Origin of the sequence: Kaustia mangrovi (assembly GCF_015482775.1) — a bacterium.
Lineage (GTDB): Bacteria > Pseudomonadota > Alphaproteobacteria > Rhizobiales > Im1 > Kaustia > Kaustia mangrovi.
The window spans coordinates 486,582-508,870 of record NZ_CP058214.1 but is presented as its reverse complement, the minus strand read 5'-3'; the positions used below and the strand labels follow the sequence as shown (position 1 = coordinate 508,870).

Annotated in this window: 18 protein-coding genes and 1 riboswitch; of the genes, 12 read left to right on the top strand and 6 right to left on the bottom strand. The window is 65.4% G+C overall.

The genetic code is table 11. The features are described from left to right. Positions 1-55: 55 nt before the first annotated feature. From secD to HW532_RS02370, 5 genes are read left to right on the top strand one after another with little or no spacing between them, the layout of a single operon-like run. Entirely contained in the window at positions 56-1,666 is a 1,611-nt protein-coding gene (gene secD / locus HW532_RS02390; RefSeq protein WP_213162892.1) for a protein translocase subunit SecD, read from the top strand. A gap of 20 nt (positions 1,667-1,686) precedes the next feature. After that, complete coding sequence (gene secF, locus HW532_RS02385) at positions 1,687-2,631, top strand: protein translocase subunit SecF (protein WP_213162891.1); 945 nt, start codon at positions 1,687-1,689, stop codon at positions 2,629-2,631. A gap of 50 nt (positions 2,632-2,681) precedes the next feature. Further along, positions 2,682-3,062 carry an Mth938-like domain-containing protein gene (locus HW532_RS02380; protein WP_213162890.1) on the top strand — a complete coding sequence of 127 codons (381 nt, stop codon included), beginning with the start codon at positions 2,682-2,684 and terminating at the stop codon, positions 3,060-3,062. Beyond that, positions 3,059-3,943: a phytoene/squalene synthase family protein gene (locus HW532_RS02375; RefSeq protein WP_213162889.1), complete on the top strand. Its 885-nt coding sequence runs from the start codon at positions 3,059-3,061 to the stop codon at positions 3,941-3,943. Before HW532_RS02380 ends, HW532_RS02375 begins: the two co-directional genes overlap by 4 nt. A gap of 46 nt (positions 3,944-3,989) precedes the next feature. Next, a complete protein-coding gene (locus HW532_RS02370) occupies positions 3,990-5,789 on the top strand; it encodes a DUF4153 domain-containing protein (protein WP_213162888.1) in 1,800 nt (599 codons plus the stop codon). Between the two features lie 2 nt (positions 5,790-5,791). Here HW532_RS02370 and trmFO read toward each other — a convergent pair whose 3' ends face one another. Continuing rightward, positions 5,792-7,216 carry a methylenetetrahydrofolate--tRNA-(uracil(54)-C(5))-methyltransferase (FADH(2)-oxidizing) TrmFO gene (gene trmFO, locus HW532_RS02365; protein ID WP_213162887.1) on the bottom strand — a complete coding sequence of 475 codons (1,425 nt, stop codon included), beginning with the start codon at positions 7,214-7,216 and terminating at the stop codon, positions 5,792-5,794. Between the two features lie 45 nt (positions 7,217-7,261). Then, positions 7,262-8,638: a mechanosensitive ion channel family protein gene (locus HW532_RS02360; RefSeq protein WP_213162886.1), complete on the bottom strand. Its 1,377-nt coding sequence runs from the start codon at positions 8,636-8,638 to the stop codon at positions 7,262-7,264. Between the two features lie 179 nt (positions 8,639-8,817). On the opposite strand from HW532_RS02360, the gene HW532_RS22320 reads away from it, so the two are divergent. Then, positions 8,818-8,943 carry a hypothetical protein gene (locus tag HW532_RS22320; protein ID WP_281397148.1) on the top strand — a complete coding sequence of 42 codons (126 nt, stop codon included), beginning with the start codon at positions 8,818-8,820 and terminating at the stop codon, positions 8,941-8,943. Positions 8,944-9,128: 185 nt separating this feature from the next. Here the strand turns inward: HW532_RS22320 and uvrA are convergent, their stop codons facing one another. Further along, a complete protein-coding gene (uvrA, locus tag HW532_RS02355; RefSeq protein WP_213162885.1) occupies positions 9,129-12,038 on the bottom strand; it encodes an excinuclease ABC subunit UvrA in 2,910 nt (969 codons plus the stop codon). 369 nt (positions 12,039-12,407) lie between these two features. Between uvrA and HW532_RS02350 the strand changes: the two genes are divergently transcribed. Further along, complete coding sequence (locus tag HW532_RS02350; protein WP_213162884.1) at positions 12,408-12,893, top strand: single-stranded DNA-binding protein; 486 nt, start codon at positions 12,408-12,410, stop codon at positions 12,891-12,893. Positions 12,894-12,981: 88 nt separating this feature from the next. Here the strand turns inward: HW532_RS02350 and HW532_RS02345 are convergent, their stop codons facing one another. Continuing rightward, positions 12,982-13,923, bottom strand: coding sequence for a cation diffusion facilitator family transporter (locus tag HW532_RS02345; protein WP_213162883.1), 942 nt, complete (start codon positions 13,921-13,923; stop codon positions 12,982-12,984). 118 nt (positions 13,924-14,041) lie between these two features. Between HW532_RS02345 and HW532_RS02340 the strand changes: the two genes are divergently transcribed. The 5 genes from HW532_RS02340 (at position 14,042) to HW532_RS02320 (ending at position 20,063) form a co-directional block, all read left to right on the top strand. Continuing rightward, the gene (locus tag HW532_RS02340; protein ID WP_213162882.1) at positions 14,042-14,419 is read left to right on the top strand and encodes a hypothetical protein; all 378 of its coding nucleotides are present in this window, start codon (positions 14,042-14,044) and stop codon (positions 14,417-14,419) included. 68 nt (positions 14,420-14,487) lie between these two features. After that, entirely contained in the window at positions 14,488-15,306 is an 819-nt protein-coding gene (locus tag HW532_RS02335) for a 3'-5' exonuclease (protein WP_213162881.1), read from the top strand. Continuing rightward, positions 15,236-15,778 (top strand): nucleotidyltransferase domain-containing protein, encoded by a 543-nt coding sequence (locus HW532_RS02330; RefSeq protein WP_213162880.1) that lies wholly within the window; start codon positions 15,236-15,238, stop codon positions 15,776-15,778. Before HW532_RS02335 ends, HW532_RS02330 begins: the two co-directional genes overlap by 71 nt. A 756-nt stretch (positions 15,779-16,534) precedes the next feature. Continuing rightward, positions 16,535-19,285, top strand: coding sequence for a DNA gyrase subunit A (gene gyrA / locus HW532_RS02325; RefSeq protein ID WP_213164387.1), 2,751 nt, complete (start codon positions 16,535-16,537; stop codon positions 19,283-19,285). A 157-nt stretch (positions 19,286-19,442) separates the two neighbouring features. Beyond that, positions 19,443-20,063: a LysE family translocator gene (locus tag HW532_RS02320; RefSeq protein WP_213162879.1), complete on the top strand. Its 621-nt coding sequence runs from the start codon at positions 19,443-19,445 to the stop codon at positions 20,061-20,063. Positions 20,064-20,205: 142 nt separating this feature from the next. Here the strand turns inward: HW532_RS02320 and HW532_RS02315 are convergent, their stop codons facing one another. Continuing rightward, positions 20,206-20,769 carry a manganese efflux pump MntP gene (locus tag HW532_RS02315; protein WP_213162878.1) on the bottom strand — a complete coding sequence of 188 codons (564 nt, stop codon included), beginning with the start codon at positions 20,767-20,769 and terminating at the stop codon, positions 20,206-20,208. A gap of 84 nt (positions 20,770-20,853) precedes the next feature. Next, positions 20,854-20,978: riboswitch (yybP-ykoY riboswitch) on the bottom strand. Positions 20,979-21,146: 168 nt separating this feature from the next. Then, the gene (locus HW532_RS02310) at positions 21,147-22,157 is read right to left on the bottom strand and encodes a 1-aminocyclopropane-1-carboxylate deaminase (protein WP_213162877.1); all 1,011 of its coding nucleotides are present in this window, start codon (positions 22,155-22,157) and stop codon (positions 21,147-21,149) included. Positions 22,158-22,289: the final 132 nt, after the last annotated feature.

The window sequence follows — 22,289 nt, the reverse complement described above, 5'->3', positions numbered from 1 at the left end:
AGCCTCGCCGGTCCCGTCCGCCCCGGAAGCCTTTTGCGCAGATACGGAACGCTCGATGCTCTATTTCGCGAAATGGAAGGTGGCCCTGATCATCGCCGTGATCGGGCTCGGCCTCTTGATGGCGATGCCGAATGTCCTGCCCCAGAGCGTGCGGTCGTCGCTGCCCGACTGGCTGCCCTCCAAGACGGTCAATCTGGGCCTCGACCTGCGCGGCGGCTCCCATGTGCTGCTGGAGGTCGACCGGGAGAACCTGGTCGACCAGCTCACCAAGCAGCTCCAGGGCGATATCCGCCAGACCCTGCGCGACGAGCGCATCGGCTATGTCGGGCTCAACCGCAGCGGCCAGTCGGTGACGGTGCGCATCCGCGAGGCCGGCGACGTGGACAATGCCGTCGCCAAGATCCGCGATCTCTCCCAGCCGATCTCGACCGGCTTCATGGGCCAGGCCGGCGGGGGCCAGGATCTCGACGTGACGGGGGACGGCCAGCAGATCACCGCACGGCTGACCGATGAGGGGCTCGAGGCGAAGATCTCGCGCGCGGTGCAGCAATCCATCGAGGTCGTGCGCCGGCGTATCGACGCGCTCGGCACGACGGAGCCGAGCATCCTGCGCCAGGGCATCGACCGCATCGTCGTGCAGGTGCCGGGGCTTGAGGATCCGGCCCGGCTGAAGGAGCTTCTGCGCACCACGGCGAAGCTGCAGTTCAGGCTGCTGTGCGAGAGCCAGCCAGACAGCGCCCAACCGTCGCGCACGCCGCCGGGCTGCGAACTCCTCTATTCGCGCGACGAGCCGAGGACGCCCTATTTCGTGCAGACCTCAAGCCGGGCAACGGTCGACGGCGAGGATCTGGTGGATGCCCAGCCGGGCTTCGATCAGCGCACCAACGAGCCCATCGTCTCCTTCCGCTTCGACCAGCGCGGCGCGACACGTTTCGGGCGGCTGACGCAGGCCAATGTCGGGCGGCCCTTCGCCATCGTGCTCGACGACGAGGTGATTTCCGCGCCGGTGATCCGCGAGCCGATTCTGGGCGGCACGGGCCAGATCAGCGGCAATTTCACGGTGCAGGAGGCCAACGACCTCGCCATCGTGCTGCGCTCCGGCGCATTGCCAGCCAAGCTCGTCATCGTGCAGGAGCGCACGGTGGGCCCGAGCCTCGGCGCCGATTCCATCGCGGCGGGCGAGACGGCGGCCGTCATTGCCGTGCTTGCCGTGGCGGTCTTCATGCTGCTCGCCTACGGGTTCTTCGGCATCCTCGCCAATGCGGCGCTGGCGGTGAACCTCGTCCTGCTGCTCGGACTCCTGTCGTTCCTGCAGGCGACGCTCACCCTGCCGGGCATAGCGGGCATCGTGCTGACCATCGGCATGGCGGTCGACGCCAATGTGCTGATCTTCGAGCGCATCCGCGAGGAATCGCGGCTCGGGCGATCGCCGATCAACGCGATCGATGCGGGCTTCAGGCGCGCGCTTGCCACCATCCTCGACGCCAACATCACCACGCTGATCGTGGCGGTCATCCTGTTCGGCCTGGGCTCCGGGCCGATCCGGGGCTTCTCGGTGACGCTCGGCCTCGGCATCATGACGTCGGTCTTCACGGCCTTCGTCTTCACGAGGCTCCTCGTCGCCTGGTGGGTGAGCAGCGCCAGGCCCAAGGAAATCCCCCTCTAGGGGCGTAAGGAAGCACCCAGATGCGGCTGATGCGATTCATTCCGGACGATACCCACATCCCGTTCATGCGCGTTTCGCGCCTGGCTTACATGCTGTCGGGCGCCGGCATCCTCGTCTCCATCGCGCTCTTCCTCGCGGTCGGGCTCAATTACGGCATCGACTTCCGCGGCGGAACGCTGGTGGAGATCCAGACGCAGGGGCCGGCCGATATCGGCGGGATCCGCTCCAAGCTCGGCGGTCTCGGTCTTGGCAGCCTGGAGATCCAGGAGTTCGGCGAGCCCAATGACGTGCTGATCCGGATCGAGGAGCAGCCCGGCGGCGAGGAGGCCCAGCAGGGTGCCATAGAGACGGTCAAGCAGGCGCTGGGCTCGGAGGTGACCTACCGGCGGGTGGAGGTGATCGGCCCGAAGGTCTCCAGCGAACTCGCCTGGCAGGGCACCATCGCCGTGCTCGCCGCGGTCGCCGCGGTGCTGATCTATATCTGGTTCCGCTTCGAATGGCAGTTCGCCGTGGGCTCGGTTCTGGCGCTCGTCCACGACGTCGTGCTGACCATCGGCGTGTTCTGCGCACTCCAGCTCGAATTCAACCTGTCGATCATCGCCGCGCTGCTGACCATTGTCGGCTACTCGCTGAACGACACGGTCGTGGTCTATGACCGGATTCGCGAGAATCTGCGGAAATACAAGCAGAAGCCGATCTCGGAGCTGCTCGACCTGTCCATCAACGAGACGCTGTCGCGCACGACGCTGACCTCCCTCACCACGCTGCTTGCGCTGCTTGCGCTCTATACCTTCGGCGGCGAGGTGATCCGCGGGTTCACCTTCGCGATGATCTGGGGCGTCGTCGTGGGCACCTATTCGTCGATCTTCGTGGCCTCGCCGCTCCTGATGCTGCTCGGCGTGAAGCGGGACTGGAGCCAGGCGGCCGGCCAGGCCAAGCCTCAGGAAGGCGCATCCGGCAACTGACCGGAGGCCGGCTTGCGGGACGGGCCTTGCATGCCCAACTGGATGGGGTGATGACGGATCAAGCGTTCTATCCGGGCCGCGCTCCCATCGATGCCTATGGAAATGGCGGCTTCCGGTTTGCCGACATGTCCCATCGCGGCTCGCTGCTCCTGCTGCCGAGCGGCGTCTATGGCTGGCCCGTCGCCGATGCCGGCGAGATGACGGCGGAGAGCTTTGCCCGCGTCTTCGGCGAGGCGGAGGCGATCTCCGTCCTGCTTCTGGGCTGCGGCGCCGATCTCGTTCCGCCCGGGGCGGCGCTGCGCCAGGCCTTCTCCGAGCACGGCATCGTCGTGGAACCCATGAGCACGGGGGCCGCGGCGCGCACCTATAATGTCCTCCTCGCGGAAGAGCGCGACGTGGCGGCCGCCCTGATCGCGGTCGACGAGCCGTGAGCGACGACACGGCCACGCGGTCCGGCGGAACGGCGCAGGAGGCGCAGCGTTATTGCTTCGATCTCGTGCGCGGGGCCGACAAGGACCGCTTCCTGTCCGCCCTGTTCGCCCCGGACGACCGGCGCGCGGACCTCATGGCGCTCTACGCCTTCAACGTGGAAATCGCTCGTATCCGCGAACAGGTGAGCGAGCCGACGCTCGGCGAGATGCGCCTGGAATGGTGGCGTGGCGAACTGGAGATGCTGTTCTCCGGCGAGGCCGGCGACCACCCCGTCCTGCAGGGGCTCGACGCGCCGGCGCGGGCGGGGCGCCTGTCGCGGCAAGGGCTTGAGAACCTGATCGAGGCGCGCCGGTTCGACCTCTACGACGATCCCATGCCCACCCTCAACGATCTGGAAGGCTATCTCGGCGAGACGTCCTCGTCGCTGATCCAGATGGCCGCGTGGATCCTCGCCGGCGATGAGGCCGGCGCTGCGGCGGAGGCGGCGGGCCTTGCCGGCGTCGCCTACGGCCTTGCCGGGCTCATGCGCGCGCTGCCCGTCCATCGCGCGCGCGGCCAGTGCTTTCTGCCGGCGGATATGCTTGCCGCGCACGGGATCGCGCCGGCCCATGTGCTGTCCGGCCGCTGGAGCGAGGAGCTCGCGGCCGTCCTCGGCGAACTGCGCGATGTCGCAGGCCGGCGTCTCGAAGAAGCGCGCGGGCTGTCGCGGTCCGTGCCGCGCGCCGTCCTGCCGGCCTTCCTTCCCGTTGCGCTGGTGGATCTCTATCTTGCCAGGCTGCGGGCGTCCGCCGGTCCCGGCATGTTGAAGACTGTGCGCGACGTGCCTCAGTTTCGCCGCCAGTGGCGTCTATGGCGATGCGCGATGCGGGAGCGGTTCTGACGAACACGCTCCGGTTGAGGAAGCCCCGGAGCGAGGAGACCCCGTCATGCGCTCATTCAAGGACGCCATCCGAGAGGCACTGACCCGGCGGCGCGACGTCGCCATCCGGTTTCCCGTGGTCTGCGCCCTGGCGCTTGCCCTCGCGATTGTCGCCAATCTCGACATTGCCGATCTCGTCTCCGTCAGCGACAGGGTGCGGGGCCAGCTCTATTTCGGCACCGTCATGGCGATGCTCGCCGCGTTGGCCGTTCATCTCTGGGCGGAAAGCCGTGCCCTGCCGCGCGCCGTCGGCGCCGCGGCGGCCGCGGCCATGGCCGCAATCGTGGGGCTTTGCGTCTGGATCGCGGACAGTGTGGTGGCCCTCAACGCGCTCTTCGTGCTCGCAGGGCTCGTGCTGGCGGTCATGTCGTCGGCCCATCTGCGCCGCGGCGTGACGGCGAGCGGCTACTGGCTGTTCAACTTCCGGCTCGGGCTTGCCGCGCTCATGGGGCTCGCGGCCATCGTGGTCCTGTGCGGCGGGGCCTCCCTGCTGGTCTCGAGCCTGGAACTACTGTTCGACATCGAACTGTCCGGCGATGCGCACGAGCATATCTGGGTGACGGGCTTTGCCCTCGTCGGGCCGCTCTTCCTCCTCGCCTTGATCCCCGACCGGTTCGACGAGCCGTTCGAACTGTCCGCCGCGCCGGGGCTCGTGGAGCGGGCGATCTCGGCACTCGTCAACTACGCGCTCATCCCGCTGATCCTCGTCTATGCCGTCATCCTGCACCTCTATGCGGCGAAGATCGCGGTGACGGGCGCGGTTCCGACGGGGGAGATCGGCTGGCTCGTCCTGGTCTTCGGCGGCATCGGCACGGCGAGCTATCTCGTCGCCTATCCCTGGCGCGAGGCGGGGTCGCTGGCCGTGCGCTGGTTCCTGCGATCCTGGTTCGGGCTGATGGTGGTTCCGGTCGGCCTGCTCGTCATGGCCGTCTGGCTGCGCGTGGCGCAATACGGCGTGACCATGGAGCGCTACGGGCTGATGCTGTTCGCGTTCTGGATGATCGCACTGGCGCTCTATCTCGCCATGGCCCGGGCACGGGCCGATATCAGGATCGTCCCGGCGAGCCTCGCCGTTCTGCTCCTGCTTGCCGGCTTCGGCCCCTGGGGTGCGGTCGCCGTCTCCACGCGAAGCCAGACCGCGGAGCTTGAGCGCTTGCTCCAGACGGAGGACGTGCTGGTCGACGGTCATGTGCGTCCCGATGCCGAAAACGCGCCGATGCCGCAGGAGACCGCCCGGCGCGCGAACTCCATTCTCTCCACCCTGGACGATCTCGATGCGCTGGACCGGCTCGGGCCGTGGTTTGCGGCAACCGAGCCGAACCCCGCGACGGCAGGCCGCGACGGTGCGGTGCGCCTCTATGCCATTCGCACGGCACTCGGTCTCGACCCCAACGGGCCGCGGCCCGTTCCCGACAGCAAGGAGGTCTGGTATCGCAGCAGCAAACCGGTCACGCGCGCGATTGGCGGATACGGCATGTTGTCGGGCCCGCACAGGATTCGCTGGCGCAACTGGGTGCTCAAGGGCGAGGAAAGCATGGCCGATGCGGTCAATCCCTATCCCGCGATCGATCTGTCCGACAGCGTGGTCGAGGTTCGCCCGGCGGAGGGCCTCTCCTTCACCTTCGATCTGGCGCAGTCCCTGCGCCGCCTTTCCACCGGCGACGGCGAGCCGCTGATGATCGAGGACGAGACCGACGCAGGGCGTGCCGCCCTGGTGATCACCGAGCTCGGCGGCCGTGTCAGTGCCGACGATGCCGTCGTCTCCAGCGCGGCCTTCTGGATATTGTGGAGCACGCCGGGCGGCTGAGGTTATTCGGCGGCGTCCTGCCGTAGGCCCCTGAACCAGGACTCGAAATCGGCGAGCGCGCGCCGGCTCATGGCGGCCTTGCGGGCGCGCTGCTTGTCCTTGCCGCGCAGGCGCGTGCCGTCCTCGGGCTTCGGAACCTCGACCGGCGGAAAGAGCCCGAAATTGACGTTCATGGGCTGGAAGGAGCGTGCCCCGCCGCCCGGCTCCGCGCCGGCCAGGTGGCCGCCGGTAATGTGGTTGAGCAGCGCGCCGTGGGCCGTCGTCACAGGCGGCGCCCCGCAAGGCATGCCGAGCCGTTCGGCGGCGGCGAAGCGGCCGGCGAGCAGCCCCATGGCCGCGCTTTCCACATAGCCCTCGACGCCGGTGATCTGGCCGGCGAACCGGAGGCGCGGCTGGGCCTTGAGCCGCAAGCCCCCGTCGAGCAGGCGCGGGCTGTCGAGGAAGGTGTTGCGGTGCAACCCGCCGAGCCTTGCGAACTCCGCCTGCTCGAGCCCCGGAATGGTGCGGAAGATGCGAACCTGCTCGCCATATTTCAGCTTCGTCTGGAAGCCGACCATGTTGTAGAGCGTGCCGAGCGCATTGTCCTGGCGAAGCTGGACGACGGCATAGGGCTTCTCGTCGGGCTTGTGCGCATTGGTGAGCCCCATGGGCTTCATCGGCCCGTGGCGCAGCGTCTCGATGCCGCGCTCGGCCATGACCTCGATGGGTAGGCAGCCGTCGAAATAGGGCGTGTTCTGCTCCCATTCGTGGAAGCTCGTCTTCTCGCCCGCAATGAGCGCCTCGATGAAGGCGTGATACTGCTCGCGGGTCATCGGACAGTTGATGTAGTCGGCACCGGTGCCGCCGGGACCCGGCTTGTCGTAGCGCGACTGGTACCACGCCGTGCCGAAGTCGATCGTGTCCTTGTGGACGATGGGCGCGATGGCATCGAAGAAGGCGAGCGACTGCGCGCCGGTCAGCTCCGCGACGGCCTCGCCGAGCGCCGGCGAGGTGAGGGGGCCGGTGGCGACGATCACGCTGTCCCACTCCGCCGGCGGCAGGCCCGGAACCTCGCCGCGCGCCACGGTGATGAGCGGATGGGCCTCGAGCCGTTCCGACACGGCGGCGGAGAAGCCGTCGCGGTCGACGGCGAGCGCGCCGCCCGCCGGCACCTGATGGGCGTCCGCCGCCGCCATGATCGCCGAGCCGGCCAGGCGCATCTCCTGATGGAGCACGCCGACCGCGTTGCTTTCGGCATCGTCGGACCGGAAGGAGTTGGAGCAGACCAGCTCGGCGAGGCCTTCCGTCTTGTGGGCGTCCGTCATGCGCTGCGGGCGCATCTCGTGGAGGACGGCAGGCACGCCGGCGCGTGCGATCTGCCAGGCGGCTTCGGAGCCGGCAAGGCCGCCGCCGATCACATGGATGGGTGTGTCTGTCTTTGCGCTCATGGGCAGGACCCTAATGCCGGGATGGGCGCTGTTCAATGCGCAAGATCACCCGGGCGCCTGCCCCTTGCGCATCACGATCTCGACCGGCCCGCCCTGCTTCAGATGCACGTCGCGCTGCGGGAAGGGGAACTCGATGCCGTTCTCGTGGAACTTGCGCCAGACCGCGCGCAGCATGTCGCTCGTGACATTGATGACGCCGTTCTCCGGATCGGCAATCCAGAAGCGGGCTTCCAGGTCCACGGCATTGTCGCCGAAGCCGACGAGATGGCAGACCGGCTTGGGATTGTCGATCACGCGGGAGGTCTCCGCGCAGGCCTCGACGACGAGCCGGCGGGCGAGCTCCATGTCGCTCGAATAGGAGATGCCGATGGGCACGCGGCGGCGCACCCGCGTGTCCGAATAGGCCCAGTTGACCACCTGCTCGGTGATGAACTGCTCGTTGGGGATCAGATATTCCGTGCCGTCGCGTGTGACGACGGAGGTATAGCGCGCGCCGAGCGTCGTCACCCGGCCATAGGTGCCGCTGATCTCCAAGACGTCGCCGGGTTCGATGGACCGGTCGAGCAGCAGGATGATGCCGCTGACGAAATTGGACACCACCTTCTGCAGGCCGAAGCCCAGGCCGACGCCGAGCGCGCCGGAGAAGACGGCAAGCGCGGTGAAGTCGATGCCGATGGTGTTGAGCGCGATCAGCGTGGCGAAGAGCAGCAGCGTGAAGCGCGTGATCTGCGTGATGAGGACACGCAGCGAGGGTGTCAGATGGGGCGCGTGCTCGAGCCGGCGCTGGAGGAGCGAGGACAGCGCGAAGGCCGCCCACAGCAGGACTCCGCCAATCACCACCCCCTTGATGGCGAGCAGGAGCGTGAGGCGGGCCTCGCCGATGGAGAAGCCGATGCCGTCCAGGAGGTCGATGGCCGGCCCGAGCCATCCGACGATGCTGAGAGCCGCGAGCGACCAGGCGGCGATGGCGACGGCGCGGGCCCAGAACGTGTCCGGGACGAGGCCGGAGAACAGGCGGATGACGATCCAGGCGCTGACCAGTGTGGTGATGACCCTCAGGAGCGTCGTGTCGTGCGCCAGGGCGGAGAGCGCGGCCATGAGCGCGGACAGCAGCGCGAGCCAGAGGATTGGCATGAGGAGGTTTGCGACCGCCGCGCCGAAGCGTTTGAGGCGGTAGCCGCGCACATTGCGGGTAACGAGGCCGATCAGGCGGCGGCGGAGCGGCTTGGCCGCGACGGAGGCGATCGCGAAGGTCGCCGCCAGCGCGCCGAGCTGGAGGGCGGTCGCCACGGTGAAGACCGAATCGAGCAGGAAGTCGCCCGCATCCTCGACGAGCCGCATCGCCTCGGCGGGGTCGACATCAGTCAGCTTTTCAACCGTATCCGCGACATCGGATTGCGCGGTCGATTGCGTAGCGGCCATGCGCACCCTTTCCTGTCCTGATCCTGGATCATCCGCCGAATCGGCCCGGATTAGCAATCCTTGCCGTCGGCGCGCGCCGTCCCGCCATAGCCCGGGCAGGCGGGCAAGGGGTTCATCGCGCCCGGCGGGATGCCCATATGAAGGGATACGGGACGGCAAAGATCGAAAGGAGGCAGTCCATGGCACGTCCATTCGATCACCACGACTGGACGGGACATACCGAACCGGAAGACGCGCTGGTCCCGATCGCGGCAATCGTTCTCGGTGGCGTGTGCTTCCTGATTATCGGCGTGATCGTGCTTTAGAGTGCATTTCGTGAACTCATGTTCACTCAATGCTCTCCAGGTCCCTGTGTTGTCGTGCTTTCGAACAGGAAAAGTGGTACCCACTTTTCCTGAAAGCACTCTGGCCGACCGGCAGTCAGGCTGCGATGGCAGCGCGGCGAGCCGCTGTTGGCGCCGGCCCGCCATCCGCGACGGGTCCGAAGGGCCTATTCCGCGGCCTCGTGGGTGGCGCCGGCGCGCTCGAGGATCGGCTTCAGGAACGCGCCGGTATGGGACCGCTCGCAGGCCGCGACCGTTTCCGGCGTTCCGGCGACCACGATCTCGCCGCCGCCGTCGCCCCCGCCCGGGCCGAGATCGATCAGCCAGTCGGCCGTCTTGATGACCTCCAGATTATGCTCGATCACGACCACGGAGTTGCCCTGGTCCACGAGGTGATGCAACACCTCCAGAAGCTTGGCGACGTCGTGGAAATGGAGGCCCGTCGTCGGCTCGTCGAGAATGTAGAGCGTGCGGCCCGTGGCGCGCTTCGACAGTTCCTTGGAGAGCTTCACGCGCTGGGCCTCGCCGCCCGACAGCGTGGTCGCCTGCTGGCCGATCTTGATGTAGCCGAGCCCGACGCGGTCGAGCGTCACCAGCTTGTCGCGCACCTGCGGCACGGCCTTGAAGAACTCCTTGCCCTCCGTGACCGTCATCTCCAGCACGTCGGCGATGGACTTGTCCTTGAAGCGGATGTCCAGCGTCTCGCGATTGTAGCGCTTGCCGCCGCATTCGTCGCAGGTGACATAGACGTCGGGCAGGAAGTGCATCTCGATCTTGATCACGCCGTCGCCCTGGCAGGCCTCGCAGCGACCGCCCTTGACGTTGAAGGAGAACCGGCCCGGGCCGTAGCCGCGCGCCTTCGCCTCCGGAAGGCCGGCATACCATTCGCGGATCGGCGTGAAGGCGCCGGTATAGGTGGCCGGGTTGGAGCGCGGCGTGCGCCCGATGGGCGACTGGTCGATATCGATGATCTTGTCGAGATGCTCGAGCCCCTCCACGCGGTCGTGCTCGCCGGGCTGCTCGCGCGAGCCCATGAGCCGGCGCGCGGCGGCTTTGTAGAGCGTGTCGATGGTGAGCGTCGACTTGCCGGAGCCGGACACGCCGGTCACGCAGGTGAACAGGCCGAGGGGGAAGGTGGCCTCCACGCTCTTCAGGTTGTTGGCGCGCGCGCCGGTCACGCGAACCGAGCGCTTCGCCTTCGGCTTGCGGCGCTTGCGCGGCACGGGCACCTGCATCATGCCCGTGAGATACTGGCCGGTGAGGCTCGCGGGCGCGCGCATGATCTCCTCCGGCGTGCCCTCCGCGATGATCTCGCCGCCATGGACGCCGGCGCCGGGTCCGATATCGACCACATGGTCGGCGGTGCGGATCGCGTCCTCGTCGTGCTCGACCACGATCACCGTGTTGCCGAGGTCGCGCAGGCGCCTCAGCGTGTCGAGCAGGCGCTCGTTGTCGCGCTGGTGGAGGCCGATGGACGGCTCGTCGAGAACGTAGAGCACGCCGGTGAGGCCCGAGCCGATCTGGCTTGCGAGCCGGATGCGCTGGCTCTCGCCGCCCGACAGCGTGCCGGAGGTGCGCGACAGGGTGAGATAGTCGAGGCCGACATCGACCAGGAAGCGCAGCCGCTCGCGGATCTCCTTCAGGATGCGCGTCGCGATCTCGCGCTGCTTTGCCGTCAGCGTCGCGTCGAGCGCCTGGAACCAGTCATTGGCCGTGCGGATCGACATCTGCGAGACCTCGCCGATATGAAGGCCGGCGAGCTTGACCGCCAGCGCCTGGGGCTTGAGACGGTAGCCGCCGCAGGCCTCGCAAGGGTGGTCGGACTGGTAGCGCGCGAGCTCCTCGCGCACCCATGAGGAGTCCGTCTCGCGCCAGCGCCGCTCGATATTGCGCACCACGCCCTCGAAGGTCTTGGTGGTCTTGTAGCTGCGCAGGCCGTCATCGTAGACGAAGGCGATCTCCTCGGAGCCGGAGCCGAACAGGATGGTCTCGCGCATCGCCTCCGGCAGTTCGTCCCAGGGCGCCGACATGGAGGCGCCGAAATGCCGGCAGATGGCTTCTAGGGTCTGGGTGTAGTAGGGCGAGGTGTTGCCGGTCTTCGCCCAGGGCAGGATCGCGCCCTGGCGCAGGCTGAGCGACTTGTCGGGCACGACGAGGTCGGCCTCGAATTGCAGCTCCGTGCCCAGCCCGTCGCAGCGCGGGCAGGCGCCGAACGGATTGTTGAAGGAGAACAGCCTGGGCTCGATCTCGTCGATGGTGAAGCCGGAGACCGGGCAGGCGAAGCGCTCGGAGAAGATCAGGCGCCGTTTCCGGCCCTTCTCGTCCTCCTCGTCGGCGAGCTCGGCCACCGCGATGCCCTCGGCCAGCTCCAGCGCCGTCTCCAGCGAATCGGCGAGCCGCGTGCCGATATCGGGCCTGACCACGATGCGGTCGACCACCACGTCGATATCGTGTTTGAACTTCTTGTCGAGCGCGGGCACCTCGTCGATCTCGTGGAAGGCGCCGTCGACCTTCACGCGCTGGAAGCCGCGCTTCTGGAGGTCGGCGAACTCCTTGCGGTACTCGCCCTTGCGGCCGCGCACGATGGGCGCGAGGAGATAGAGCCTCGTGCCCTCGTCGAGCGCGAGGATCCGGTCGACCATCTGGCTCACCGTCTGGCTCTCGATGGGCAGGCCGGTCGCGGGCGAGTAGGGGATGCCGACGCGCGCGAAGAGCAGCCGCATATAGTCGTAGATCTCGGTGACCGTGCCGACCGTGGAGCGCGGGTTCCGCGAGGTGGTCTTCTGCTCGATGGAGATCGCCGGCGACAGCCCGTCGATCTGGTCGACATCGGGCTTCTGCATCATCTCCAGGAACTGGCGGGCATAGGCCGACAGCGATTCCACATAGCGCCGCTGGCCTTCTGCATAGATCGTGTCGAAGGCGAGCGAAGACTTGCCGGAGCCGGACAGCCCGGTAAAGACGATCAGCTCGTCGCGCGGCAATTCGAGCGACACGTTCTTCAGATTGTGCTCGCGCGCGCCCTGGATGGAAATGATCTTGCGCGGCTCGCGCTGTGGGCTGTGGTCGGTCGTCATCGGGAAACCCGACTCCCGGCTGGAATGGCTTCAGGGATCGATGGTCTGTCTGCCTGTCCGGGCGGCCCGGAACGACTGAGAACAATACCAGAACGGAATGGCTTGTCGAGGCGTAATGTCGATGCCGCGCGAAGGCTCAGGGGTGAAGGTAGTGTTGCCCCGCCGGAAAGGCAATGTTTCGGGGCCTTGCCGGCGCGGTTCGGCCCTGCTATAAGAACAAACAAGGAACGCGGGCGAGGTCGGGATACCCGCCTTGTGGAAAAGGCCCGCGCCTCCATGGCGGCGGCGGGGGCGAGGGACTACGGTGAGCGTCAGACAGGCAGGCGGCGTCCGGTGTCGGGCGTCCCGCGGGAATGAGGAGTGCACGCGATGGCGGGATCGGTCAACAAGGTCATTCTGGTCGGCAATCTGGGCGCCGACCCGGAGGTCCGGCACACGCAGGACGGCCGCCCCATCGTCAATCTGCGCGTGGCCACGTCGGAGACCTGGCGCGACAAGAACTCGGGCGAGCGGCGCGAGCGCACCGAATGGCATCGTGTGGTGATCTTCAGCGAGGGCCTTTGCCGGATTGCCGAGCAATATCTGAAGAAGGGCTCCAAGATCTATCTGGAAGGCCAGCTCCAGACCCGGAAATGGGAAGACCAGTCCGGCCAGGAGCGCTATACGACCGAGGTCGTTCTTCAGGGCTTCAATTCCACGCTGACCATGCTCGACGGCCGCGGCGGCGGGTCGGACGAGGGCATGGGCGCCTCGCGCGGCGGCGGCGATTTCGGCCAGTCCGGCCCGCTCGACCAGCAGTCCTCGCGCGGCCGCTCCAGCTTCTCCGAGGAGCTCGACGACGAGGTGCCGTTCTAGGGCACCCCGGATTCGATCGGCCTTCGGACCTTCGATCGGGCTCGATTGAAGGTCCGCCGATCTTGCGGTCCCGCAGTCACTCCGGCCGCTATTGTCCCTCCCAGACGGAGGCGACGTGGTGGCGGGCCGCCTGAACCTCGATGAACAGCCGCTTGATCTCCGGGAAGCGCTCCTTGATGGCGCGCTCGATGCGGTAGATCGTGTCCTCCACCGCGCCGGCGGGCAGGTCGTCGCGGAAATCGAGGCTCAGCCCCACCAGGATATCGTCCGGGCCCATATGCATGGTGCGCAGCTCGTTGACGGTGAGCACCGTGGGCCCGGCCTCGCCGACAATGGCGCGGATGCCGTCGATGACGGGCTTGCCGGCCGCCTCGCCGATCAGCAGCGCCTTGGTCTCGTAGGCGAGGAAGATCGCGGTGAGTGCCAGGATGATGCCGATGCCGATGGAGGCGACGCCGTCCATCCACGGCCAGTGGAAATATTCCGCGAGAAGCAGGCCGACAAGTGCCACGACGAGGCCGAACAGCGCCGCGAAATCCTCGAACAATACGGTGAAGACCGCCGGGTTCTTGCTCGCCCGGACCGCCTTCAGCGGCGGCGTGTCGCCGCGCACCTGATTGAATTCCTTCACCGCCACCGAGCAGGCCGCCGCCTCGAACACCATGGCAAGGCCGAGCACGATGTAGTTGACGACCGGATCGGTGACGGGATGCGGTGCGATGATCTTCTGCACGCCCTCATAGAGCGAAATCCCCGAGCCCACCGCGAAGATGAGGATCGCCACCACGAAGGCCCAGAAATAGAGCTCGCGCCCGTAGCCGAAGGGATGGGCGGCATCCGGCTGGCGCGCCGAGCGCCTGAGGCCGTGGAGCAGCAGCACCTGGTTGCCCGTGTCGACGACCGAATGGATCGCCTCCGACAGCATGGCCGACGAGCCCGTATAGGCGGATGCCCCGAACTTGGTGACGGCGATCAGCGCATTGCCGGCCAGTGCCGCATAGATGACCTTCTTCGACCCGTGTGATGCCATGCTCTCGCTCGTGTGATTTGCCGGCCGCCCTCGATCGCTGATAGGCAGGGAGCGATCGAGCCCCGATGGTGACGGCGCCAAGCTTCCCCGAGATCGCGCGAGGCCACAAGACCCGAAAATGCGAAACGCCCCTCAGATCGCCGCCCTCATAGCAGCCCTCGCGAGCGTCGCGGCCGTCGCCACGCCGGCAGCCGCCGGCGAGGCCGACGTCGTTGCGGCAGAAGCCACCCGCAATTCCGATGGCACCTGGCGCTTCGAGGTCACCGTGCGCCACGCCGACGAGGGCTCAGACCACTATGCCGACCGCTGGGACATCGTCGCCCCGGACGGCACAGTCATCGCCTCGCGCACCCTCTACCACCCCCATGTCGACGAACAACCCTTCACCCGCAGCCTCTCCGGCGTGGAGATCCCCGCGGGCGTGGAGCGCGTGACGGTGCGGGCGCACGACAGCGTGCACGGCGAGGGCGGGGAAACGGTCGAGGTGGGAGAGTAGGGTGGACTGCGTTACATAAGCGCAGATATTCTGACGCTGAAACAACCACAAGCTTCTTGGAATCGTGTATGGAAGCCTACCGCCAACGAGGGGAGCCTACCTTCGCGGATGCGACCTGCACATTTGACAGAATTAAGGCAGTGAGAGAGGCTATCAAAATGACCTGTGTCAAACAAAAGTCTGGAGATCAACTCGCCTCTCTTCCTGCTCAGTGTGACTACCGTGATCACGATGTGGATAGCAGAGTGGATGCATATTTTTCAGCGGATGTGGAAACGGACGGCCCTATCCCCGGACCGTTTTCAATGTTGTCTTTTGCTCTTGTGTATGCCGGATCGTTCGATGGGAAACGGTTTGTGAGGCCGAAGGAGTATACCGAAATATTCTATCGGGAAATGAGGCCGATATCGAATGATTTTCAGGAGGAGGCTCTTCGTGTGAACGGACTTGATAGAGTCTATCTCTCCGGGGCAGGTGGGCATCCTGATATCGTCATGAACGAAGCGTCGAACTGGATTAAGCATGTCAGCGGTCATGCTAATCCAGTTCTGGTTGCGTATCCTCTCAGTTTTGATTGGACATGGATTTATTGGTATTTTATAAAATTTTGTGATGATGGGTCGCCATTTGAGTATTCGCGTTGTTTTGATATTAAAACGGCTCTGGCTGTTAAGGCTGGAATACCAATCTCGAAAGCGGGACGATCACGCTTGCCGCCTGCTTTGATTTCAAATCATAAGCATACCCATCATGCGGTCGATGACGCGATAGCACAGGCAGAGATTTTCGCCAACATCTTTGAGTGGGAGGGGGGTAATGAAGGAACTCAGGGCTCGTCGTTCAAAAACCCGTCGTCGGATGACCGGTCTTCGGGGGAAATTAGCTGAAGCAGAGCGTATTCTTGAAGGTAAGGCGTGCGTCTATGCAACTGGTTCATTTGGGCGATGTGAGGCAAATGATTTTAGCGATCTCGACTTGTTTATAGTTGGAAAGACGAGAGTAGATGAAAATGGAAGGGGCGGGGAAAGCTTGCTAAGCAGGCTGGATGAAATTTGTGTTAAGGCAGATCTTATTCAGGCAATTAGAGAATTAAAAATTCCGGATTTCGATGGGGATGGTCGATATTTAATTCATTATTCGGTAGATAATCTCATAAAAACGCTCGGTCGACCACAAGACGATGCCCTCAATACGTTTACGGCGAGATTATTGCTTTTATTGGAAAGTCGCCCTTTGCTAGGTAGTGTATTATATGAAGGTGTAATAGACAGTGTTGTTGCGGCGTATTGGGGCGACTATGAGGACCACAAAGATGATTTTAAACCAGCATATCTATCGAATGATATTTTAAGATTATAGAGAACATTTTGTGTAAACTATGAAGCAAACACAGAAAAGCAGCCGGAGGAAATGAAAATAAAAAGAAAAATAAAACATTATAAACTACAGTATAGTAGGATGCTGACGTGCTATTCAGCTCTTCTTTATCTTTTGGCGAGGCACCGGCAATGTGGCACTGTATCTCCTTCGTGCGCTGTTGCGATGAGTAAAAAGACGCCCACAGAGAGACTTGAGTGGCTGCTCGAACAGGGTGATCTGAGTGTGGCGCATGATTCTGTAAAAATTCTGCTGTCTGAGTATGGGAAATTTTTGGAGAGAACTAATTCGAATGAAGAGGATATGGTGCAAAAATTTTCTGACAAGAGCACAGTTCGAGAGTATGCACGAGATTCCCATAAATTTGGGGAGCATATGTTTGATGCACTAAGAAGAATTGGGGATGAAAATAGTTTCTATAGGATGTTGGTCGTGTGAGCAAGGTACACTGCCAAAATTGATTGTTCTGTCCTCCGCCACCGTTTGCCTCCCATACCCCCGGCTGATAGAATGAGAACGCGTCGAATCAAGGACTTAATCCCAGCGCAAGGTTTTGCTCGGACGCGTGGCCCGGAGGGTTGGCTCCGGAGCGGTCAATGAGGTGTTTTCTCAAACGCTTCGGCGAGTTTCCTCAGAAACGGCTAGAAAGGTTTCAAGAGCGTGACAGATACCGGTCGCGACATCGGTGGCGGACAGCCTGGTGACGGGGACATCAGGGGAGTCGCCATCGAGGAGGAGATGAGGCGGTCCTATCTCGATTACGCCATGAGCGTGATCGTGAGCCGGGCGCTTCCCGATGTGCGCGACGGGCTGAAGCCCGTCCATCGCCGCATCCTGTTCTCCATGCACGAACAGGGCTATGAGTGGAACAAGGCGCACCGCAAGTCGTCGCGCGTCGTCGGCGACGTGATCGGTAAATACCACCCCCACAGCGACCAGGCGGTCTATGACGCGCTGGTGCGCATGGCGCAGGACTTCTCCATGCGCCTGCCGCTGGTCGACGGGCAGGGCAATTTCGGGTCGGTGGACGGCGACCCGCCGGCGGCCATGCGCTACACCGAGGTGCGGCTGGCTAAGCCGGCCCATTCGCTCTTGGAGGATCTCGACAAGGACACCGTCGACTTCCAGGACAATTACGACAATTCCGAGCACGAGCCGGTCGTCCTGCCGGCGCGCTTCCCGAACCTTCTCGTCAACGGGGCGGGCGGCATCGCCGTCGGCATGGCGACGAACATCCCGCCGCACAATCTGGCGGAGGTGATCGACGCCTGCGTCGCGCTGATCGAGCGGCCCGATACCCCGGCCGAGGAGATCATGGAGATCGTGCCGGGGCCGGACTTCCCGACCGGCGGGCTCATTCTCGGCCGCGCGGGCGTCAGGTCGGCCTACCATACGGGCCGCGGCTCGGTGATGATGCGCGCCCGCGTGACGACGGAGGCGGTGCGCAAGGACCGCGAGGCGCTCGTCGTCACGGAGATCCCGTATCAGGTCAACAAGGCGACCATGATCGAGAAGATCGCGGAGATGGTCCGCGACAAGAAGATCGAGGGCATCTCCGATATCCGCGACGAGTCCGACCGCCAGGGCATGCGCGTCGTCATCGAGCTGAAGCGCGACGCCATGGCCGATGTCGTGCTGAACCAGCTCTACCGCTTCTCCGCGCTGCAGACGAGCTTCGGCTGCAACATGGTCGCGCTGACCGGCGGGCGGCCGGAGCTGATGACGCTCATGGACCTCCTGCGCGCCTTCGTGGCGTTCCGCGAGGAGGTGGTCACACGGCGCACCAAATATCTCCTGAACAAGGCGCGCGACCGGGCCCATGTGCTGGTCGGCCTCGCCATCGCGGTCGCCAATATCGACGAGGTGATCCGCCTCATCCGCACCGCGCCGGACCCGGCGACGGCGCGCGCGGAACTGATGGCGCGCGACTGGCCGGCGCGCGACATGATCCCGCTGGTGAGGCTCATCGACGATCCGCGCCACCAGGTTTCGGAGGCCGGCACCTGCCGCCTGTCGGAGGAGCAGGCGCGCGCCATTCTGGACCTGCGCCTGCAGCGCCTGACCGCGCTCGGGCGCGACGAGATCGGCGACGAGCTCACCGGGCTCGGCGAGAAGATCGCCGACTATCTCGACATCCTGCGCTCGCGCGCGCGGCTTCTCTCCATCGTCCGCGAGGAGCTGGAGGAGGTGAAGGCCGAATATGGCGAGCCGCGGCGCACCGAGATCGTCGATCTGGGCTACGAGGTCGACGAGGAGGACCTCATCCAGCGCGAGGAGATGGTCGTCACCGTCTCCCACAAGGGCTACATCAAGCGGGTCCCGCTCTCCACCTATCGCGCCCAGCGGCGCGGCGGCAAGGGTCGCTCGGGCATGCAGACGCGGGACGAGGATTTCGTCTCGCAGCTCTTCGTGGCCTCCACGCACACGCCCGTCCTGTTCTTCTCCTCCACCGGCATGGTCTACCGCATGAAGGCCTGGCGACTGCCCGTCGGCACGCCGCAGGCGAGGGGCAAGGCGCTGGTGAACCTCCTGCCGCTCGATGCGGGCGAGGTCATCACCACCATCCTGCCCATGCCGGAGGACCAGGAGAGCTGGGAGGCGCTGCAGCTCATGTTCGCCACCCGCTCCGGCACGGTCAGGCGCAACAAGCTCGCCGACTTCATCAATATCAACCGCAACGGCAAGATCGCGATGAAGCTCGACGAGGGCGACGCGATCGTGGGCGTGCGCATCTGCACGCCCGCCGACGACATCCTGCTGACCACGGCGAACGGGCGCTGCATCCGGTTCAAGGTGGAGGATGTGCGCGTCTTCGCCGGGCGCAATTCGATCGGCGTGCGCGGGATCCGTCTGGGCGAGGACAAGGAGCTCGGCGAGGACACGGTCATCTCCATGAGCGTGCTGCGCCATGTGGACGTCACGCCGGCGGAGGCGCGGGCCTATCTGAAGCTGCGCCGCGCCATGCGGGGCGAGGAGGCGGAGCTGCCGGCGGAGGCCGAGCCGCAGGCCGACGACGACGACGCCGGCGAGGAGATCTCCCTGTCGCAGGAGCGCTATGCGGCGCTGTCGGCGGAGGAGCAGTTCGTGCTCACCGTCTCCGAGAACGGCTATGGCAAGCGCACCTCCGCCTTCGAGTACCGGGTGACGGGGCGCGGCGGCAAGGGCATCATCGCCATGGTCGCCAACAGGCGGAACGGCCACCTCGTGGCGTCGTTCCCGGTCGAGGATGCCGACCAGATCATGCTGGTCACCAATGGCGGACAGCTCATCCGCTGTCCGGTGCACGATATCCGCGTCGCTGGCCGCGCCACGCAGGGCGTCACCATCTTCAACACCGCGGACGGCGAGCATGTGGTCTCCGTCGCCCATCTCGGCGAGGACGAGCTCGGCGACGAGGAGGAGGGCGACGAACCCGACGCGCCGGAGGGCGAGGGCCCCGATGGCGATGCGCCGGACGACGAGGGCGGTGCGGGGGCTCCGGAGGCCTGAGCCGCGAGTCGGTTCCTTCGCAGCCGTCATGCCCGCTTTCAGGGACCGGCCGGGGGACATGGGGCTGCCGGGAAGGGACCGCTCCCTGTCCCTCTCTTGCATGTGGCGCCCGTCGAGGGATTAATGGGCGTTCCATGAAACGGGAGGACCGGACCCCATGTCGCTCGACGTCTATCTCACTTTTGCGCTCGCCTCGGCGCTGATCATCGTCGTTCCGGGCCCGACGGTCACCGTCATCATCGCCAATTCGGTCGGCCACGGCACGCGGGCGGGGCTGCTCAACGTGCTCGGCACGCAGATCGGGCTCGCGCTCATGCTGGGTGTGATGATCGTCGGCCTCGCCTCGGTCATGGAAATCATGGGCCACTGGTTCGACTGGATCAGGCTCGCGGGCGCGGCCTATCTCGTCTGGCTCGGTCTGAAGATGCTGGCCTCCAGGCCCGCCATTGCCGGCTCCGCCAGGCTGCCCGTGCCGCGCGGCGGGTTCGTGCTCCAGGGGCTGCTGGTCATTCTCAGCAACCCGAAGGCCTTGCTCTTCTATGGGGCGTTCCTGCCGCAATTCATCGATCCGGCCGGCGATTACGCGCTCCAGCTCGTCATTCTGGGCGCGATCTTCATGTCCATCGCCACCGTGCTGGACGGCTCCTATGCGGTGCTGACGGGCAGGGTGCGCAGCCTCCTGTCGCAGACCCGGCTTAGGCTCGTCTCCAGGGCCAGCGGGCTCATGCTCATCGGCGGCGGCCTGTGGCTCGCCTTCACGCGGCGCGGCGCCGCGTGAGCATCGGAGAGGCGTGCGCTAGAGCGTTTTCCTGTCTGATTGTTGCGGCACCGGCCCGCTCCCCCACCCGGCCCCCACGGATCATCATCTCATGGGTGACCGGGTGGGGGAGCGGGCCGGTGCAACCTGATCGGAAAACGCGCTAGAAGACGGTGTGGTCGGCGAGGATCGACAGGCCGAGCACCATCAGGCCGACGCCGCCGGCGATCTCCGCCCAGCTCCCGAACTGCCGGCCGATCAGCCGTCCGGCCAGCATGCCGCCGGTCGCCATGACGAAGGTCGCGGCCCCGATGGCGGCGGCGATGACCAGCATGTTGACGTCCAGTATGGCGAGCGACACGCCGACCGCCAGCGCGTCGATGCTCGTGCCGACCGCGGTCGCGACCAGGACCAGCGCGGAGCCGTGCCGCCGGGCGGCGGTCCAGGGCGAGGCGGGCCGCACCGCGTGATAGATCATGCGCCCGCCGACGAGACCCAGAAGTCCGAAGGCGATCCAGTGATCGACGGTGCCCACATAGGGGCTCGCCACGACGCCCGCGCACCAGCCAGCAAGCGCGATGGCCGTTTCGACGAGGCCGAAGACGAGGCCGGTCCTCATGGCGTCGGAAACGCGCGGCCTGTGAAGCCCCGCGCCGCGCCCGAGCGAGGCGAGGAAGGCGTCGATCGACATGCCGAAGGCGATCATCGTTATGGCAATCGGGGACATGGGAAGGCCTCTGCTCGCGTCTTGCGTTCAACCGGGTCGATGGCCGCATTGCGGAGTGCGCGATGCGGTCATCACGGTCTCGCAAAGCCGGTTCGGATCCGGCCGATCGCACCACGCAATATGTCGCGAGCATGTTGATGCGATCCCGTATGGACCTGTCCCTGAAAGCGGGAACCGGTCCGGGAGAACGGTCGCTACTCCCCGTGTGGCTTCCAGATAGGGGATGGCGTCTTAAAAGTCAATAAAATCAATTGGATATGAATATGAGAGGCATTCTCATTCGCAAGTGCGAAGAGACTGCCGGGGGAACGGTTCCGAGACCGGTGCCGCCTCGCCGTCGGGGGTCGGAGGCGGCACCGGCCGGAGCCTGTGGGGGCTTACCCGTTGCGGAAGGTATAGCTGTAGCCGTTGATCGCCGGGACGCCGCCGAGATGGGCGTAGAGCACCCTGGAGCCGGCGGGGAAGAAGCCCTTCGAGACGAGATCGATCAGGCCCTGCATGGATTTCCCCTCATAGACCGGGTCCGTCATCATGCCTTCGAGCCGGGCGCTCAGGCGGATGGCCTCCACCGTTTCCTTCGACGGCACGCCATAGCAGGGATAGGCATAGTCCTCGATCAGCACGATGTCGCCGTCGCCGATCTCGCGGCCGCCGACGAGGGCGGAGGTGTTGCGGGCGATATCGAGTACCTGCGCGCGCGTCTGGTCCGGGGTGGCGGAGGCGTCGATGCCGATGACGCGCTCGGCACGCCCGTCGGCGGCGAAGCCCGCCACCATGCCGGCATGGGTGGAGCCCGTGACCGTGCAGACCACGATATAGTCGAAGGTCAGGCCGAGCGTCTCCTCCTGCGCGCGCACCTCTTCTGCGAAGCCGACATAGCCGAGGCCGCCATATTTGTGGACCGAGGCGCCGGCGGGAATCGGATAGGGCTTGCCGCCCCTGGCCTTCACGTCCTCCAGTGCGTTTTCCCAGCTCTCCCGGATGCCGATGTCGAAGCCCTCGTCGACGAGCTCGACCTCCGCCCCCATGACGCGGGAGAGTAGGATATTGCCGACGCGATCGTAGACGGCATCGTCATGAGGCACCCAGCTCTCCTGGACCAGCCGGCACTTCATGCCGATCTTTGCCGCCGTGGCGGCCACCATGCGCGTGTGGTTCGACTGGACGCCGCCGATGGACACCAGCGTGTCGGCCCCGCTCGCAATGGCGTCCGGCACGATATATTCGAGCTTGCGCAGCTTGTTGCCGCCGAAGGCGAGGCCGGAGTTGCAGTCCTCGCGCTTGGCGAAGATCTCCACGCCGCCGCCGAGATGGGCCGACAGGCGGTCCAGCTTCTCGATCGGCGTCGGACCGAAGGTGAGGGGATAGCGTTCGAAGTTCTCCAGCATGGCAGTCGGGCCTCCGCAATGGATTGGTCTGCCCGTGAGCCTAGCAAAAGCGGCATGATCGGTGCTTTCGAAATGGGGCGACAAACTGATTTCATCTGGATATGAATGGCGTTAAATATTCTTCTGTCTCTC

What these genes read in the sequence shown, in the direction of transcription:
- HW532_RS02345 (WP_213162883.1), bottom strand. Translation starts at nt 13,923, where the DNA reads ATGGCATCACACGGGTCGAAGAAGGTCATCTATGCGGCACTGGCCGGC.
- HW532_RS02320 (WP_213162879.1), top strand. Translation starts at nt 19,443, where the DNA reads ATGTCGCTCGACGTCTATCTCACTTTTGCGCTCGCCTCGGCGCTGATC.
- secD (WP_213162892.1), top strand. Translation starts at nt 56, where the DNA reads ATGCTCTATTTCGCGAAATGGAAGGTGGCCCTGATCATCGCCGTGATC.
- HW532_RS02335 (WP_213162881.1), top strand. Translation starts at nt 14,488, where the DNA reads ATGGAAGCCTACCGCCAACGAGGGGAGCCTACCTTCGCGGATGCGACC.
- gyrA (WP_213164387.1), top strand. Translation starts at nt 16,535, where the DNA reads ATGAGGCGGTCCTATCTCGATTACGCCATGAGCGTGATCGTGAGCCGG.
- trmFO (WP_213162887.1), bottom strand. Translation starts at nt 7,216, where the DNA reads ATGAGCGCAAAGACAGACACACCCATCCATGTGATCGGCGGCGGCCTT.
- uvrA (WP_213162885.1), bottom strand. Translation starts at nt 12,038, where the DNA reads ATGACGACCGACCACAGCCCACAGCGCGAGCCGCGCAAGATCATTTCC.
- HW532_RS02370 (WP_213162888.1), top strand. Translation starts at nt 3,990, where the DNA reads ATGCGCTCATTCAAGGACGCCATCCGAGAGGCACTGACCCGGCGGCGC.
- secF (WP_213162891.1), top strand. Translation starts at nt 1,687, where the DNA reads ATGCGGCTGATGCGATTCATTCCGGACGATACCCACATCCCGTTCATG.
- HW532_RS02360 (WP_213162886.1), bottom strand. Translation starts at nt 8,638, where the DNA reads ATGGCCGCTACGCAATCGACCGCGCAATCCGATGTCGCGGATACGGTT.
- HW532_RS22320 (WP_281397148.1), top strand. Translation starts at nt 8,818, where the DNA reads ATGGCACGTCCATTCGATCACCACGACTGGACGGGACATACCGAACCG.
- HW532_RS02315 (WP_213162878.1), bottom strand. Translation starts at nt 20,769, where the DNA reads ATGTCCCCGATTGCCATAACGATGATCGCCTTCGGCATGTCGATCGAC.
- HW532_RS02350 (WP_213162884.1), top strand. Translation starts at nt 12,408, where the DNA reads ATGGCGGGATCGGTCAACAAGGTCATTCTGGTCGGCAATCTGGGCGCC.
- HW532_RS02310 (WP_213162877.1), bottom strand. Translation starts at nt 22,157, where the DNA reads ATGCTGGAGAACTTCGAACGCTATCCCCTCACCTTCGGTCCGACGCCG.
- HW532_RS02380 (WP_213162890.1), top strand. Translation starts at nt 2,682, where the DNA reads ATGACGGATCAAGCGTTCTATCCGGGCCGCGCTCCCATCGATGCCTAT.
- HW532_RS02330 (WP_213162880.1), top strand. Translation starts at nt 15,236, where the DNA reads ATGAAGGAACTCAGGGCTCGTCGTTCAAAAACCCGTCGTCGGATGACC.
- HW532_RS02340 (WP_213162882.1), top strand. Translation starts at nt 14,042, where the DNA reads ATGCGAAACGCCCCTCAGATCGCCGCCCTCATAGCAGCCCTCGCGAGC.